The organism is Parabacteroides sp. CT06 (assembly GCF_002257605.1).
GTDB lineage: Bacteria > Bacteroidota > Bacteroidia > Bacteroidales > Tannerellaceae > Parabacteroides > Parabacteroides distasonis.
This window is the reverse complement of sequence record NZ_CP022754.1, coordinates 2631957-2647102: the sequence shown is the minus strand read 5'-3', so window position 1 is coordinate 2647102 and position 15146 is coordinate 2631957. Positions and strand designations below refer to the sequence as shown.

15 protein-coding genes are annotated in these 15146 nt (G+C 41.4%); 3 read left to right on the top strand and 12 right to left on the bottom strand.

Annotated features, from left to right (window positions below; all coding sequences use genetic code 11):
• The 4 genes from CI960_RS11550 to CI960_RS11535 form a co-directional block, all read right to left on the bottom strand.
• Nucleotides 1-855 carry an O-antigen ligase gene (locus tag CI960_RS11550; RefSeq protein WP_224202488.1) on the bottom strand — a complete coding sequence of 285 codons (855 nt, stop codon included), beginning with the start codon at nucleotides 853-855 and terminating at the stop codon, nucleotides 1-3.
• A 389-nt stretch (nucleotides 856-1244) separates the two neighbouring features.
• Nucleotides 1245-2108, bottom strand: a complete 864-nt coding sequence (locus CI960_RS11545; RefSeq protein ID WP_008778269.1) for a glycosyltransferase family 2 protein — start codon at nucleotides 2106-2108, stop codon at nucleotides 1245-1247.
• Between the two features lie 83 nt (nucleotides 2109-2191).
• Nucleotides 2192-2347, bottom strand: coding sequence for a glycosyltransferase (locus CI960_RS11540; RefSeq protein WP_229033172.1), 156 nt, complete (start codon nucleotides 2345-2347; stop codon nucleotides 2192-2194).
• Nucleotides 2348-2397: 50 nt separating this feature from the next.
• On the bottom strand, nucleotides 2398-3495 hold the full coding sequence (locus CI960_RS11535; RefSeq protein ID WP_005856146.1) for a glycosyltransferase: 1098 nt from the start codon (nucleotides 3493-3495) through the stop codon (nucleotides 2398-2400).
• Nucleotides 3496-3761: 266 nt separating this feature from the next.
• Here CI960_RS11535 and CI960_RS11530 point away from each other — a divergent pair, with 266 nt between their 5' ends.
• Nucleotides 3762-5078 carry a UDP-glucose/GDP-mannose dehydrogenase family protein gene (locus tag CI960_RS11530; protein WP_005856148.1) on the top strand — a complete coding sequence of 439 codons (1317 nt, stop codon included), beginning with the start codon at nucleotides 3762-3764 and terminating at the stop codon, nucleotides 5076-5078.
• Between the two features lie 67 nt (nucleotides 5079-5145).
• Here CI960_RS11530 and CI960_RS23940 read toward each other — a convergent pair whose 3' ends face one another.
• Both CI960_RS23940 and feoB read right to left on the bottom strand, forming a co-directional pair.
• Complete coding sequence (locus CI960_RS23940) at nucleotides 5146-5295, bottom strand: FeoB-associated Cys-rich membrane protein (RefSeq protein WP_005856150.1); 150 nt, start codon at nucleotides 5293-5295, stop codon at nucleotides 5146-5148.
• Nucleotides 5296-5345: 50 nt separating this feature from the next.
• Nucleotides 5346-7835: a ferrous iron transport protein B gene (gene feoB, locus CI960_RS11520; RefSeq protein ID WP_005856152.1), complete on the bottom strand. Its 2490-nt coding sequence runs from the start codon at nucleotides 7833-7835 to the stop codon at nucleotides 5346-5348.
• 137 nt (nucleotides 7836-7972) lie between these two features.
• Between feoB and CI960_RS11515 the strand changes: the two genes are divergently transcribed.
• Nucleotides 7973-8458 (top strand): hypothetical protein, encoded by a 486-nt coding sequence (locus CI960_RS11515; protein ID WP_005856155.1) that lies wholly within the window; start codon nucleotides 7973-7975, stop codon nucleotides 8456-8458.
• A gap of 16 nt (nucleotides 8459-8474) precedes the next feature.
• Entirely contained in the window at nucleotides 8475-8885 is a 411-nt protein-coding gene (locus CI960_RS11510) for a 2-amino-4-hydroxy-6-hydroxymethyldihydropteridine diphosphokinase (protein ID WP_005856158.1), read from the top strand.
• On the opposite strand, the gene CI960_RS11505 is transcribed toward CI960_RS11510, so the two are convergent.
• From CI960_RS11505 to CI960_RS11480, 6 genes are read right to left on the bottom strand one after another with little or no spacing between them, the layout of a single operon-like run.
• Nucleotides 8829-9842 (bottom strand): class I SAM-dependent methyltransferase, encoded by a 1014-nt coding sequence (locus CI960_RS11505; RefSeq protein WP_005856160.1) that lies wholly within the window; start codon nucleotides 9840-9842, stop codon nucleotides 8829-8831. The two genes, CI960_RS11510 and CI960_RS11505, sit on opposite strands and share 57 nt — an antisense overlap.
• Nucleotides 9826-10959, bottom strand: a complete 1134-nt coding sequence (locus CI960_RS11500; RefSeq protein ID WP_005856162.1) for a hypothetical protein — start codon at nucleotides 10957-10959, stop codon at nucleotides 9826-9828. The genes CI960_RS11505 and CI960_RS11500 overlap by 17 nt, the downstream gene beginning before the upstream one ends.
• 4 nt (nucleotides 10960-10963) lie before the next feature.
• Nucleotides 10964-12199 (bottom strand): glycosyltransferase, encoded by a 1236-nt coding sequence (locus CI960_RS11495; protein ID WP_005856164.1) that lies wholly within the window; start codon nucleotides 12197-12199, stop codon nucleotides 10964-10966.
• Nucleotides 12200-12213: 14 nt separating this feature from the next.
• Complete coding sequence (locus CI960_RS11490; RefSeq protein WP_005856167.1) at nucleotides 12214-12849, bottom strand: PIG-L deacetylase family protein; 636 nt, start codon at nucleotides 12847-12849, stop codon at nucleotides 12214-12216.
• 38 nt (nucleotides 12850-12887) lie between these two features.
• Entirely contained in the window at nucleotides 12888-14195 is a 1308-nt protein-coding gene (locus CI960_RS11485) for a polysaccharide deacetylase family protein (RefSeq protein ID WP_010184336.1), read from the bottom strand.
• On the bottom strand, nucleotides 14186-15139 hold the full coding sequence (locus CI960_RS11480) for a GNAT family N-acetyltransferase (protein WP_005856171.1): 954 nt from the start codon (nucleotides 15137-15139) through the stop codon (nucleotides 14186-14188). Before CI960_RS11480 ends, CI960_RS11485 begins: the two co-directional genes overlap by 10 nt.
• Nucleotides 15140-15146 lie beyond the last annotated feature (7 nt).

Below are 15146 nucleotides of genomic sequence, written 5' to 3'. Positions count from 1 at the left end.
TTATTCGGGTTGTTTTTGAGAGGTTGATTTATTAGCCAACAATTGGTGCTTTTGCTCAGACATTACAAGCCCTAACAACATCATTATAAAGAAACCCCGATGTCCGGTAAACGTGGCATCTGCGATATTCTCAATCAATAGATACCCGATGATAAGAAAAGGTATAATAAAATATTTCTCCTTTTGCGTAGAGAGAAATAGTTTGTAGGCTTTCCGTATGATATAGGCGAAAAATAGTATATATAAGAATACGCCTATTATCCCAAATTGAGCTAAACAGGGATAATAGGTGTCCGCTATATAACTATAATTGTTTTTACTGATCCCTTTTACATTCTCGATACCGTATTTTGCGTATAGAGGCGAATAATAAACGCCAGAGGAGTGGGAGGCAAAACTAGCGAAGCCCGACCCAAATGGGAAAAAGTCCTTGAAAATCTCGAAAGATGTGACGTATAGCATGGCACGGGCCATGAATTCCTCGGGAACACTGTCCAAGGATTTACCCACACCAAAGTACATGACCATTTTTTTCCAGCTAGCTAAAACCATTGCGGCAAGACTTAATACGGCTATCGCTATTGTCTTGAAATTGAGCTTCAGACGACTTATGTTCCCGAAGAATATCACGGTGACCAGAGATATGATAAAAAATCCATAGAACTTTGAACGAGCCGAGAATAATCCAATCGCTAAAATAAGGATAAAGATCATCTTATCAATTTTAGCACCTTCGCTACAATAATAATAAAGCAGGGAGGATGCGGTTATGATAGCGGCGAAATAAGCGACATGCCCAACAGTTACTCTGAAGGCGAGTGGATAGACTAGAGACGCACATCCTATAAGAAACATGAAAAAGGATATAATAAGAATGATTTTCTTTATCAAATCTTTCTGTTTCGAACTAAATACAGGACAGAGATAATAAACTGCGAAAAAAGCTAAATAGGGTTTAAATTGGATAATCATGTCTGAGATGATTCCTTTCGCAGAGTTACTATGTATATAAAACGAATAAATCGTATAAAATATGAAAACAGAGCTTACCGCTAGAAATGACTTATTTATAGCCCAATCCGGTGTCTTGAATGTTGCGAAAATAAATAAGATAAGCAAGATGCAAGCACATATCTCATCTATACTATCAAATCCGATCGTTCCATAAAGGACCAATCCAAATATGAACGTGAAAATAAATAAGTTATAAAATTGCTTGTTTATGAATTCTTGTATCATCTTTTTTATTTGCTAGGAACGACCTTTGGTTGTAACTGAAATGTTTCTTTTTCTCTTTGAGGTGCACTTGTGAGGTGCTGAGCCTCAGATTTGATCTTAAATCTGTTTTTCCTAAAGAAATAAAAGAAACTTTTCAAATGAATTAACGTTTTCTTATTAAGACGCTGACTACTTCTTTGGTGAACATGCGTCATTTTGGATAAAGGGTAATAGACTACCTTCTTATTCTTTTTCCAACAACGATAGCAAATATCCATATCTTCTACATACAAGAAGAATTTCTCGTCAAATCCTTTTAGTTCATTGTAGAATGTGTGAGAGATCAAAAACGCTGCTCCCATACACCAATCGACCTCTGTAGGAGTGTCCATAGGAAGGTTCTTCAGTAAATAGGTTTGAACATTTTTATTGCCGGACTTATCATTTCCTTTGGTAAGAGCCCGATTTAGCAAAATCTTAATTGAAGGAAATCTACGTGCAGAATATTGCAATGAGCAGTCCCGGTTTTGTAACTTGGGTGCGACAATTCCACATGAAGGATGTTTTATCGCATAGTTGTATAATTTGTCGATCGCTCCTTGCGTTAATATGATGTCTGGGTTTAATATAAGTATATAATTCCCTATAGCATGTTTTGCTCCAATATTATTATTTCGGGCAAAACCATATTTCTTTTGATTCTCAATGAGTTTTATGGTAGGATAATTGTTCCGGATATAATCGGCGGTTCCGTCAGTAGAACAATTATCAACAAAAATAACCTCGAATGAAACGGATGGACTTCCTACTGAATACAAAGACGCAAGCATCTCTTTCACGTATGAAAGGTGATTCATGCCAACTGTTATAATCGATATTTCTGGTTTCATTATCATTTTGTCCTATTATGTTTTTAATTTTATAGATGCAATTTATGTTCTATTTGTTGATGATAGATTGTATTTTTCACCTATTATAACATTATTAAGTTTGTTGGTCGGGTTATTACCTTAAACCGATTCTTCTTTAAAAAGTAAATCGTACCATCAGATGAGCAATTATCTACGATGATGACTTCGAGCGGGACTGATGGTCTTCCTGTCGTGAACAACGAATTTAGTATCTCCATGATATATTTGAAATGATTCCTTGTTATGGTTATAATAGATACATAAGGTGTCATAAACTAGTATATGCGTTTTGATAAGACAAAGACATTTTCTTCGCTGTATAATGCTTTTGGAATATGTCTTGTACTTCTCGTGCGACTTCTGTACGATCTAACAGGAGCACTTTTTCTATTTTGTCGAATAAACTATTACTGTCTTTATTGTTGAAAATATATCCTGTCGTGACGCTCATCTTCGATAGCACCTCTTGGTGTGAAGGTATATCAGAAAGTAACATAGGTAATCCTACTGTCATACTCTCCAACAGCGTGTTTGCCAATCCTTCGACATCTGAGGCTGAAATATAATAATCGGAAGCGATTAAGTAATCATAAACATTCGTTTTAAAACCGGGTAAAAGAATCCGGTCATCACCTTCTTTTTTTAAATCTTCCCATAAGGGTCCCTCACCGAGCATGATCAATCCCACTTGCTTGGCCCCTATTTGTTTAAAGGCACGTATTAATAGTTCAGGATTCTTCTCTCCTGAGAAGCGCCCGATAAAAATAAAATATCGGATATCGTCTTTTAGTCCTAAATCTTTTCTTAGCTTTTGCCGATAAATCGGATCGCAATTCCAGATGGGTAACGAAGATCCATTGGGTATGCAAGAGATGTCCCAACCTTTATTTTCTTTATAGAGTTTTCCTACACTTTCAGAGCAACCTATGGGGAGATCTACTTTTCGGGTGAAGAAATGGTTTAGTTGATTGACGATATCTCCTTTAAATTTTCCATATAATATCTGCTGCTGTAGTCCCGGATAGATATGAATCGTATAGATTCGTTTATACTTTCGAGGTAAAAAGCACATTAAATATAATGAACGCGGACAATGCGCATGAAGCATATCCGGATTAATCAATTTTACCTCTTGTTTTAGTGCCGTGAATAAAGCGAATGGATTAAGAGGCGTTTCTGGTGCCAATTGATGAATCGAAAGCGGATACTTCTGGAAATCCTTAATTCGGGTAGTTTTTTTCTCTGGTATGAAAGTAATGATAGATACCTTGAACTTGGAGAAGTCCATATATTGGATAATGTTATACATAACATTAACCGGGCCTTCGTTGCATAATGATGATACCAAGAAACAAACTTTAGTCATGCTCTCTTCCTTATTTTTCTTTACTGTCAAACTGTACCTGCAATAATAACGGACGAGTGAATCTATTATTGTTGATTTCTCCGTTTGTTTAACAATGTAAGATTTCCCTCTATTAAAGGGAAATCGAATACAAAGTTAACAGTTATTTCTTTAAAAACAGACGAACATATGATTTTTTTCAATTTGTATATTTATGATAGCGGATTTCTCTGAATTATTGTACATTTGCATACGTTTTTAAGATATTTTGAGAAACAAAGGGAATTATGAAAATAGCAATAGTTGGAACAGGCTATGTAGGCTTGGTAACAGGTACGTGTTTTGCGGAAATGGGTACAGAGGTGTTTTGTGTAGATGTGGATAAAAATAAGATCGATAATCTGAAGAAAGGCATCGTTCCCATTTATGAGCCGGGTTTGGATGAATTGGTGGCTCGTAATATGCAGGCGGGACGTTTGCATTTTACTACCGAGTTAAAAGAATGTCTGGATGAGGTGGAAGTCTTGTTTTCCGCAGTGGGGACGCCTCCAGATGAGGATGGAAGTGCGGACTTGAAATATGTGCTGGAGGTTGCTCGGACCGTGGGAAGATATATGAATAAATATATTTTGGTCGTTACTAAAAGCACGGTTCCTGTTGGTACTGCCCAAAAGGTAAAGCAAGCTATTAAAAATGAGCAAATTAAACGGAATGTAAATATAGAGTTCGATATTGCTTCTAACCCTGAGTTCTTGAAGGAAGGGGCTGCGGTAAAGGATTTTATGAGTCCGGACCGTGTAGTTGTAGGAGTGGAATCCGAGCGTGCCGAGAAATTGATGTCAAAGTTATATCGTCCGTTTTTACTGAATAATTTCCGGGTGATTTTTATGGATGTTCCTTCCGCTGAAATGACTAAATATGCGGCAAACGCAATGTTGGCGACTCGTATCAGTTTTATGAATGATATCGCTAATTTGTGTGAGATTGTCGGTGCTGACGTAAATATGGTGCGTAAAGGGATTGGAACGGATGCTCGTATCGGTAGTCGTTTTCTGTATGCGGGTTGCGGATATGGAGGTTCTTGTTTCCCGAAAGATGTCAAGGCGCTTATGAAGACCGCTGCCGATAGTGGTTATCAGATGCGTATATTGGAAGCGGTAGAGGCTGTAAATGAAGAGCAGAAGTCAATATTGTTTCGTAAGTTGGTGAAGCATTTTAACGGGGATATTAAAGGCAAGCGTATCGCTTTATGGGGGTTGGCGTTTAAGCCGGAGACAGATGATATGCGAGAGGCTCCTTCATTGGTTTTGATCGAAAAGTTAAGAAACGCCGGATGTCTGGTTTCGGCTTATGATCCAGTGGCTATACCTGAGGCTCAAAGACGTTTGCCTGAAGATGTGATTTCTTATGTTAAAGATATATATGAGGCTGTGATAGATGCGGATGCACTATTGTTGGTTACTGAATGGAAAGAATTCCGTATGCCTTCTTGGTCTGTTATTAAGAAATTAATGGCTACGCCTTTAATCTTGGATGGACGTAATATCTATGATAAGGCAGAATTGGAGGAGGCCGGTTTTATTTATCATTGCATAGGTCGGTAAAGACCTTTTGGTTGGAAATAAGTTATGGGGCTGTGTTGCAATTCTTTGCTTGACTCAACCCCATTGTCTATTTCATCAATTCTTTCTTTAACGAACACCCACTACATCCGCAACAAGGGTCTTTGGATTTGGGGGCGGCGAACATTCGATAAACCTTATATGCGATATATCCGATAATCGAGATACCAATAACGTAAACTGCTATATCTTGCCACATACCTATAAATTTACCTCCTATATATAACTAAATAAAACATAGGAAAGTTCTTAGCAAAATAAACCCACAAAGAAATTTCCCGTTTGATAAACAATGAAAGAAACGATCCATGCTAGGACACAAGTATAAATGATAACGAATATACCCCATTTCCATGAGCCAGACTCGTTGACAATAGCCGATATAGTTGCTATGCACGGAAAATAAATCAAGACGAAAAGCATTAAGCTAATCGCTATGAGCGGTGTGAATACCAAATTACCTTCTGCGTTACGGTCTTGCTTCAAACGCTCCGACAGGGCTTGGCTGTCATCATCGGCATTCCCCGTGTATAATACGCTTAACGTGCTGACAACAACTTCTTTCGCCGCCATACCGGTAAGTAGGCTTACACTCATTTTCCAATCGAATCCTAAAGGAGCCAAGATCGGTTGAATCGTCTGGCCGATACGCCCGATATACGAATTTTGTTGGTGGTCGATTGCCTTCAAGCGTTCTAACTCCTCTATCGTATCTGTTTTTTCTTGAGAATCCAACTCCGTATTTTCGATCTCCGCTATCTGGCGATCAAACTGATCTCCGCTCTCCGAATGTCTGGGGAAATACCCAAGGAACCAGATGATGATAGAAGCGACCAAGATGATACCTCCCATCTTGTGCAAGTATTGTTTCGCTTTCTCCCACATATGGATCATGATGGATTTGCCGGTAGGCATCCGGTAGGGGGGGAGTTCCATTACGAAAGGAACATCCTCCTCGTTAAACAGGAAGCGTTTGAAAAGACGGGCCATGATAACTGCCAGCAAGATTCCGGATACATATAAAGCTAATAACACAAAGCTGGCGTTCTTCGGGAAAAACGCCCCGGTCAGCAATACATAAACCGGCAGGCGGGCGCTACAGCTCATCAACGGATTTACCAACATCGTTATCATCCGGCTATTACGGCTCTCTATCGTACGGGAGGCCATGATAGCAGGAACATTACAACCGAATCCCATCACTAAAGGGATGAACGACTTTCCATGCAGTCCCATCTTATGCATGATCTTATCCATGATAAAAGCCGCACGTGCCATATATCCGGAGTCTTCCATGAACGATATGAACATATACAGAATCAAGATATTCGGCAGGAACACGATAACACCTCCCACGCCACCGATGATACCATCCACGAGAAGATCCTTCAAAGGTCCTTCCGACATATGGTTGCGCACGAAATTACCGATCACCTCGACCAATGCCTCTATCCATTCCATCGGATAGCCTCCCAAACGGAAAGTGGCCTCGAACATGATCCACATGAATAGGATAAAGATAGGGAAGCCTAAGACTTTATGCGTGACGAATAGATCGATGATCTGCGTACTCGTTGCCTCTTTGATCATATTTTGTTCGTAAGTCTCACGCAACGCTCCGGAAATAAAGCCATAGCGTGCGTTCGTGAATGCGGTCTCACAATCCTCTTGCAATAACTTTTCTATTAGGGCTGTATTACGGTCTCTTTCTTGGAAGATCGTTTCGGCACCGGGCAGCGTTTTTATAAATGTCTCTATCTCCCGGTCTCCCTCTAATAGCTTGATAGATAGATAGCGCTTTGACAAGCTTTTGGGTATATCCACGCTATTTTTCAAGGTCTTCCTAACGTTGCTGATCCCTTTCTCTAAAGACTCTCCGTAATTAATATGGATATGACGGATGACAGGATCTTCTTCTTCGTATACCTTGATTACACGGTTAAACAAATCCTCTATGCCAAAGCCTGTTTTACTTACGGTCGGGATAATCGGTGCCCCGATCATTTTCGCTAAGGACTCATGATCGAATTTATTACCATGGCGTTCCAGCTCATCATACATGTTTAAGGCGATTACCATGCGAACGTCCATATCGATCAGTTGGGCGGTCAAATATAGGTTTCGCTCCAGATTGGATGCGTCGATAACATTGATCACCACGTCTGGTTGCTCTTCATTCAAATGCTTACGCACGTATAATTCTTCCGGCGTGTAAGCGGATAGGGAGTAAGTACCCGGTAAATCTACGATGCGGAATGTATAGCCATTCTGTTGGAAGGTTCCTTCCTTGGCATCTACGGTCACGCCGCTATAGTTACCCACATGCTCATGTGCTCCGGATGCGAAATTGAAAAGAGAGGTCTTTCCGCAGTTCGGATTACCAACCAAGGCTACGTTAATTGTTTTTCCTTTATGTAATGCGATGGCTTGCAATTCATTGCCGGAAGGCAGGATAAAAGAGTCTGCACTCCTGTTCGTATCTTGTACCGAGGTAGCTTGTTCCTTCTCGAAATCCGCCGCGCTAACGACTTCGATCAATGCGGCGTCCGAGCGTCGCAATGAGACATCATATCCCATTACACGATAGTGAATAGGGTCTTTGAGCGGAGCGTTTTGTATAACGATCACTTCTTTCCCTCTGATAAATCCCATCTCGATAATGCGTTTGCGGAAAGCTCCGCGACCCATTACCTTTACTATAACACCTTTATCGCCTGTGCGAAGTTCTGATAATCTCATGTCCTATTAAATGTTACGCGAAGGTAGCTTGAAAACTTCGTACCACCAATACCAACTAATAGGTATTTTTTTATTTCCATGGGTTGTTTTTCGAGTATTTTATGTATGTTTGTGCCACAAATTTCAACTTTAGACAAATGAAACTACGAATTACTTTGTTCACCACCTTATTGGTTCTTCTGTCTGCTTGTTTTACAGGCTGTAAAAAAGAATTGAAGGATTTCTCTTTTAGTTATAGTATGGAAAGTGTAGATAACTACAAACTAATGGTTCTGTTTGATAGTGACAAGACATTCCGTATCGAGGAGTATAATTATTATATGGATAATTTCGCCAAGAAACGAGATCCTAAAATTATGGAGGGGACATTGACTGACGAGGAGTTTGCTTCTTTAAAACCGATTCTGCAAAAATGTAATTTCTTTAAGATGAAAGACTCTTATGGCTTTGAGGAGGAGACGAACCGGGATTTAGGGGATATCATGTATCAGGTTTCATTTACCACGGAAGGTAAGGAGAAATTTATCTCTATCCGTAATAGCGATACCGGACAATTTTCCGCTTCTTTCGTGAAGTTGATCGGTTTTATCAATACATTCTTGAATAATCATAAGAATGACTAAACGCTTTTAGCCGGAGATGGAGAATAAACGAAACCGGGTTCTATTGTGCTTAGGCTCTAATTGGGATAAAGAGAAAAATATGGAGCGCGCGGCGGAGATGCTGCGTGCTCATTTTGTTTTTATACAGTTTTCTCAGCCAGTTTATACGGAACCGATCGATTGTCCATTATCAACTACATTTTTGAATCGAGTGGCTGTTTTGTATAGCGAGGAGAGTCCGGCGCGAATAAAGGATGTCTTGAAAGATATAGAATGCTGCATCGGCCGTAAGCCGGAAGATAAATCTTGTGGGCGTGTGCCAATAGATATTGATTTATTGCAGTGGAACGACCAAATCTTGAAAGCAGAGGACTTGACCCGTGAATATGTTCTAGATGGCATCTGCTCGCTCCTTGCCGCAGGAGAGAATGATGAATGGTGCCAATAGAAAACCAAAGGAGCCGCTGTTGCGGATCAATGCGTTGATACCTTTGCATATCAAAGAAAGAACTGGGTTGTTTCGGTCTGCGTTATAAAATCCTTTCTCTACTTTAAGCTTGAACTGGTAGGGTGCCAATAAGTCCTCATAAGTCTGTATGGGAAGGATTCGTTCGGCCCAATTACCTGTAGCCGGATCGCAAGTATTGTATGGGTCTTCCGGGCTTGGTAAACTCTTTTTCTCGATCGCTTTTTGGATATCGGGATAGGTCAAGCCTCTAGTCTGCCGGGCCCATGTCTCTACTTCTTTTGGGGAGAAAGCCGGGCAAAGTTTCGTTATGAATTGCTCTCGTAATGTATAATAGTTGGGGGATTCCAAAGATCCACTTTCGCATCCGATCATCATCTTATGTAACCGTTGTTGGACATACGGGTTGAATGGTGTAGAGGCCGTCGTGAATAGTAGATACATGGAATCGTTTATATGGATTAAATCCTTGAAGAACAAAGATAAATCATAGACATGTTCTATCAGGTCCGTAGCGATTAAAAGTTGGGGGGAGACTTTGTTCCTTGCGCACCAGTCCGCAAGAACATCTGAATCTCCATGGAGTATGGTATCGGGGCCTATTCCTATTATTTGTTTCAATAGCTGGATCGTCTCCACGGAAGATGGGTTAAGATCAATATAAATAACTTGTCCTATTCCTATGGATTTCGCCAGAATACTAAGGAAGCCGGTTCCTCCTCCATAATCGATTAGCGTGACATCGGAGATAGGGGTTTGTATCGCTTGAAGTCCTCTTTGTAGGCAATCTGCGTATATATGCATGAAATAGCTTAACGCCGGCTTTAAGTTGCCGATGTATCGCTTATTATAATCGCTGATAGGTAATTTATTATAGTCGATCGCTTTCAAACGTTCGGTTAATGTATGTAATAAATCACTTCTATTCTCTTTCATCATATATCATCTTGTATAAACGTATCCCCTGATCTTCATTAGAAAAAGCAGGGAACAATAATTGTTTTCGTTTATCTATCGCCTCTTTATCTATAGGTAGGGCCATTAATTGTTCGCAAGCCCGTATCATCTCATCCGGCGTATCGGCGATATGGCATAAAGGATCTAATCCGCTACCCGCTAGCATGAGATGATTGACAATCGTATGCCTTCCGGCGAATAAGCTGTTCAAAAGCTTTAGTTTTAGGCCGGTATCTTGAAATGTGATTAGCATATGAATTTGTGCGTTGTGGATCAATGCGTCCATACGTTCCTTACTGGGATTTGCTTCTACTTTTATATGTGGGTAAGGGGCGGCTGCCTCTCGTATCAAACGGGTCGGGTTCATGCCCGCTATTATGCAGGTATGTTTTAATTGGCTGAAAACATGCTTGGTGAGAAATAACACGGCTCGCTCATTCTCGATAACGGATAACTTGCCATGATATAAAATATAATCGGATTTTCCCGGTTTGGCCGTAATCCGGTTATTCTCGTGGAAACAAGGAACGAACTCGATCCTTTGATTGGGAAATTGTTTTCGTAAATAGTCTGCGTCTGTCGTGGATACGGCGATTATCAGATTTGCGTACTGTGCTACTTTCTGATAGGCTTGGAAGCGCATGGCCTCGATCTTGAAAAAGGCATTGCGAACCAATCCTTTGCCAGACTTTGCCAAGTGGCGATAATAATCGTGCTCGATATTGCACTCCCGGAATATCTTCATCCGGTTTCTTAAACGGGGATCGTCCATATAATAGCAGGAGTGGAGGCCCTCAAATAAGATCGGGTAATCATTTTGTAAAAGATTCTCGATCAAGCGATGATCTTTACGGCTATATACATTGTAAGGGAGCCATGTTAAATTAGCGATTACCCCGGTACGGCGTTTATAATAGAAAACCTTGTCGCAAATGCTTTCTAATTCCGGTGCGTGCGGACGTTCATATTCGAAACAATGTAATATGAGTTTCACGCCGCATGCATGCAAGGCCTCCAGTTTATAATACACATCAATGACCCCTCCGTAATTGGCGGGATAAGGTATATTGAACGATACTATGTTGAGGTATTTATCCATCTGCTTAAATCTCCTCAAATATACGCGCAAATTGGCTAGCTTGCTCTTTCCGGGAATAATTCGATAGCTTATCCCGATTGACGGGCGAGGTCGTATATCCTTTTTCCTGCCATTCCTCATAGTAATGTTTCAAGAAATCGTACACCTCGTCTACCCGGGTTGCGGCCAGTCCGGAATGGGTCTCCTTGATGGCTTCGGCGAGGTAAGCCTCGTCACTCTGTACGCATAAGATGGGTTTTTCTACCGCAAGCGATTCAAAGAACTTAGTTGTCATGAAGCCTTTTGGACCAGACGTGTCAAACTTATTCGTCAAGGAAAGCAGCACCGAGCTTTTGTTCAAGATGAGGGGAATATCGGATGCCGGTACATACTCATGGTAATCCATGAAAGATTGCACCCCATGTTGTTCGGCCTCTTGGCGGATGATGGAGCGGGACTCTTGATCGGTATACCATACAACTCGAAAAGTTTCGGGGATAATGACCTTGTCCTCCGTAAGACGGGCGATGGCCGCAAATAATAACTCCGGATTTCGGATCGCTAAACTTAACAACCGTCCGGTATAGGTAATGATAAACCGGGAGGTCTTGATTTGTTGCGGATAGAACAACTCGGGATCGAATCCGTTATAAATCAGTTTTACATTGGGATTATATTGTTTAAGTACCTCCACGTGCCAAGGCGATACGGTCGTGACACAATCCGCTACCTCCAAAGCGTTATTCCGCTTTCTAAGTAACCGTTTGCGAAATCGCTTTGTGATGAATGCGTCTAGCCATGAAAATGTATGGAATTTATGCGATATATATTCGTTGGAGGCGTATTGCTCGATAATATCTCGTAAATCCACGACGAAAGGGAGGTTGGTATGGATCGCTAACGTCTTGGCGGCGGTTAAAGGAAAGGTACGGTATGTGCTACACAATATTCCTTTGTACTGGTTGGTCTTTATTAAGGGAATACATGCGTTGATTATTTTCATGTCTTTATAACCAAACAAGATGTCTAGAAACATGACCCACATCCATTCGATATGCTTTGAGATCTTTCCTGATGCTTTGTAGTAGCGGACGCAATACACGTCCGCATACCCCGTAAGGAATTCGAATGTATTGTCTTCTATGTATTCTGTCACTACGGTAACTTCCCATCCCATGCGTGTCAAATATTTGCATAGATATCCCATTCTGGGGGCGAAAGCGGGTGGGAACATATCACATATGATAAGGAGTTTATTCATGGATTCAATCAGGGTTATAAGAATAGACGAATGACTTCAAACGCTTCCGCATAGGTACATCCTGCTTGGACGCCCCGTGCTCTTGCTAATGAATAGATAAAGTCCTTGGATAGATAATCTCTCGCTCCTTGCGATTTATAGGCTTTCAATGATTCTACCTTTGCGTCGATATGGCGCTCTTCCAGCCTTACAAAACATTGTGTATTGAATGTCAGGTTGTTCCAGATTAACTCATAACCTAATATATTCGTGTTTTTGAACGCTCGTAGACCCTCTTGGGCGATCGTCGTATGATCTTGGTGGATGTCGTGCAAGCTAGGGATGAAGACTAGGTCAAAATCGGATACTTTTTTCAGGCGTATTAACTCCTCTAATATCTCTTGTCTTGCGTATCCCAGTTTTCTTACTTCGTAATTGTATATGATTAGGTTTCCCGGTTCTATACCTAAGGTCTGGGTCGCTTGCTTGACCTCTGTCTTCAAGATATCTTTCGGAAAACCTTCGGGAACCGATTGCTGTGCGGTGGAGAAAGCCACATAGGTCACTTTTTTACCATCTTCTATCAGGCGTGAGATAGTTCCCCCCAACCCAAGTTCCCCATCATCCGTATGAGGGGCGAGGACTAAAATATTTTTACAATTAGTAATCATTCTTTCTGATTTATTTGAATACAGGGATTTTGTTGTTTTCACTGCTTCGCTAATTCTTTTAATAGCTGGGCGTATAATTTACGTAAATAACTTCCGGACCCTTCTTGTACGGAGTCATTATGCCATAGTAAAACCAATTCACCTCCTACATTATTTACTTGTTCCACTAAATTCCGGCAATAGGTTAAAGCCCTGTCAAAATCCAGTCCCATATATTTTTCCTCCTCTAGGGTACAATCCATTATAATAAGCGGATGTAGTCGGAGAGGAGATAGCCGGCGGGTGATCGGATTGATCCAACGAACCGGGTAGCAAGTCCCTAACCGGAATCCGGAGACATCGGCATACCCCATGGTGAAATCGTCCGTAACCCCAGCAGCCTCTATTTGGTCCATATCTTCCGGTTCCCGGATAGCCAAGAAATGATGACGGTTGAACCGAACATTTTTACCGATATGATCTTCCAGACCGGTTTTCTCTTTCCGGATAAGGCTGGGAGTCGTACCCGCTTGGTAGCTACTATGCAAACCAATAGTTACATTATGCTCTAGAGCACTTTTTATCAATTTACGAATATCTTTATTCCTCAAATCGTAATGAGGTTTGTCGTGCTTGGCTTTCCCCCCGTTCCGGATAAATAGGATAGGGTGACATTGTTCCTTCCCGATCAAATCCTGAAGGATACTATTCTGGCGGAAAAACCAAGGGAAGGTATAAAACGGGTCTTTCTCAAGGGTACCGAATTTACCTTGAAAGGATTTATATAAACCTCTTCTATCTCTAATAGACCGTATCAAACCTTTCCACGAACGATATAGAGTCGGAGAATCTACGTCGTGCGTGAGGTAGATCTTCCGGATTTGCTTTTTTACCTCGGGTACACGTAACCGGGATTGGCGTAGCCAACGATGAAGCAGCATGCGATATTCATCCACGATCGGACGATGCAGGAAACCGGCCCGGTAGGGCAAGGACTCTTTACCGGGAAATCTTCCATGCTCATCCCGAAGTCCACGCCGTACCATCTCCTCGTATCTGGAAATGAGAAAATAAGTACTTGCGATGATATCGGCATGAACCACCCATGTATCTCTTACCCATTCCTCTTTCGGCGAGCCGAATAACAAGGGGATACCTTGAACCTCTTGCAAAGGGAGTTCCGGTAAGGAAGCAGGAGTCCCGTATGTTTGTCCATCAAAGAAGCCGGATGGAATGATAACGACGTTATATCGGTCGAATTTATTGGGATCAGCCGTGTACCCGATCGTTTCCACCAGTTCGCTAGGGACATCATCTCCTACAAGAAAACGTATTATATAATGTAAAGTGCGATTTTTCATACCCATTTGCTTAGTTTAATGCGTGCTCTGTCTAATAAACTCAATTTCCCCCTAGATATTGTGAAAAATGGGGTTTGGATAGCTCCGAACTCGCGGAAGAAACGTTCTACTCCGGGTAGCATAGACCCTTCGAAATCAAATACCGTCGTAAATTGAGAAACGAAATGAAGACATTCCCACAGGACGTAGCTTTGCGCTCCGGAACCTCTATAGACCGGATTTCCTCCTCCAGCGAGATAGTAAGCCGATCGATCTTGCCATACGATGAAAGCGGCCGCATGTAAATGGCCTTGCTCGTCATAACCTCCCCATAAATCACCTTGTCCTCTTTGTCGGCAAGTGGCGATCAAGTCTTTCAGTACATTCGTGTCTTCCTTGATTCGTACATGCTGGCGGTCAAATGTTTGGGCTTGTACAGCTAGGAACTCATTCAAAGGAATCCCTTTTTTTACGGATATATGGTATTTATTCTGCGCTTTCGTAATATTTCGCCGGATATTGGGGCTCATATTCTCCCATACCGCTTGATGATCCCGGATATTTTTTAATAAATAGGTATAACGTGTCGTTTGGTTATATCCCGCCCAATAAAACGGAAGCCAATCCGTGATGTCATAATTGAAATTTTGCAGGAAGTGCGGATAGCGTTTTAGTTCTTCCGTGAATTGTTTGCATAGTTCTTGACGTCGTCCTAACTCGGTCGTATATTTCGTGTCGGAGGAACTTGCGGTGAACCAAGGGCCCATTGTTTGGGTGTAAGAAGGCATTGAGACAATATCGGAATGGGGGACGTAAAGGGGGAGGGTTGCCTGTATCTTTCCCTTTTGTTCTATAAGCAAGACATCCCATTTTTTTTCTCCGCAAACCGTATCCAACCACCAGTCATGTGAGAAGATCGGTATATTTTTTTCAGTATTGCAAAGTAAACGATATTTGTCTTTATTACTCATTACAATT

Coding starts and splice junctions, on each gene's coding strand:
- CI960_RS11550 (WP_224202488.1), bottom strand. CDS start 855: ATGTTTCTTATAGGATGTGCGTCTCTAGTCTATCCACTCGCCTTCAGA.
- CI960_RS11545 (WP_008778269.1), bottom strand. CDS start 2,108: ATGAAACCAGAAATATCGATTATAACAGTTGGCATGAATCACCTTTCA.
- CI960_RS11540 (WP_229033172.1), bottom strand. CDS start 2,347: ATGGAGATACTAAATTCGTTGTTCACGACAGGAAGACCATCAGTCCCG.
- CI960_RS11535 (WP_005856146.1), bottom strand. CDS start 3,495: ATGACTAAAGTTTGTTTCTTGGTATCATCATTATGCAACGAAGGCCCG.
- CI960_RS11530 (WP_005856148.1), top strand. CDS start 3,762: ATGAAAATAGCAATAGTTGGAACAGGCTATGTAGGCTTGGTAACAGGT.
- CI960_RS23940 (WP_005856150.1), bottom strand. CDS start 5,295: ATGTGGCAAGATATAGCAGTTTACGTTATTGGTATCTCGATTATCGGA.
- feoB (WP_005856152.1), bottom strand. CDS start 7,835: ATGAGATTATCAGAACTTCGCACAGGCGATAAAGGTGTTATAGTAAAG.
- CI960_RS11515 (WP_005856155.1), top strand. CDS start 7,973: ATGAAACTACGAATTACTTTGTTCACCACCTTATTGGTTCTTCTGTCT.
- CI960_RS11510 (WP_005856158.1), top strand. CDS start 8,475: ATGGAGAATAAACGAAACCGGGTTCTATTGTGCTTAGGCTCTAATTGG.
- CI960_RS11505 (WP_005856160.1), bottom strand. CDS start 9,842: ATGATGAAAGAGAATAGAAGTGATTTATTACATACATTAACCGAACGT.
- CI960_RS11500 (WP_005856162.1), bottom strand. CDS start 10,959: ATGGATAAATACCTCAACATAGTATCGTTCAATATACCTTATCCCGCC.
- CI960_RS11495 (WP_005856164.1), bottom strand. CDS start 12,199: ATGAATAAACTCCTTATCATATGTGATATGTTCCCACCCGCTTTCGCC.
- CI960_RS11490 (WP_005856167.1), bottom strand. CDS start 12,849: ATGATTACTAATTGTAAAAATATTTTAGTCCTCGCCCCTCATACGGAT.
- CI960_RS11485 (WP_010184336.1), bottom strand. CDS start 14,195: ATGGGTATGAAAAATCGCACTTTACATTATATAATACGTTTTCTTGTA.
- CI960_RS11480 (WP_005856171.1), bottom strand. CDS start 15,139: ATGAGTAATAAAGACAAATATCGTTTACTTTGCAATACTGAAAAAAAT.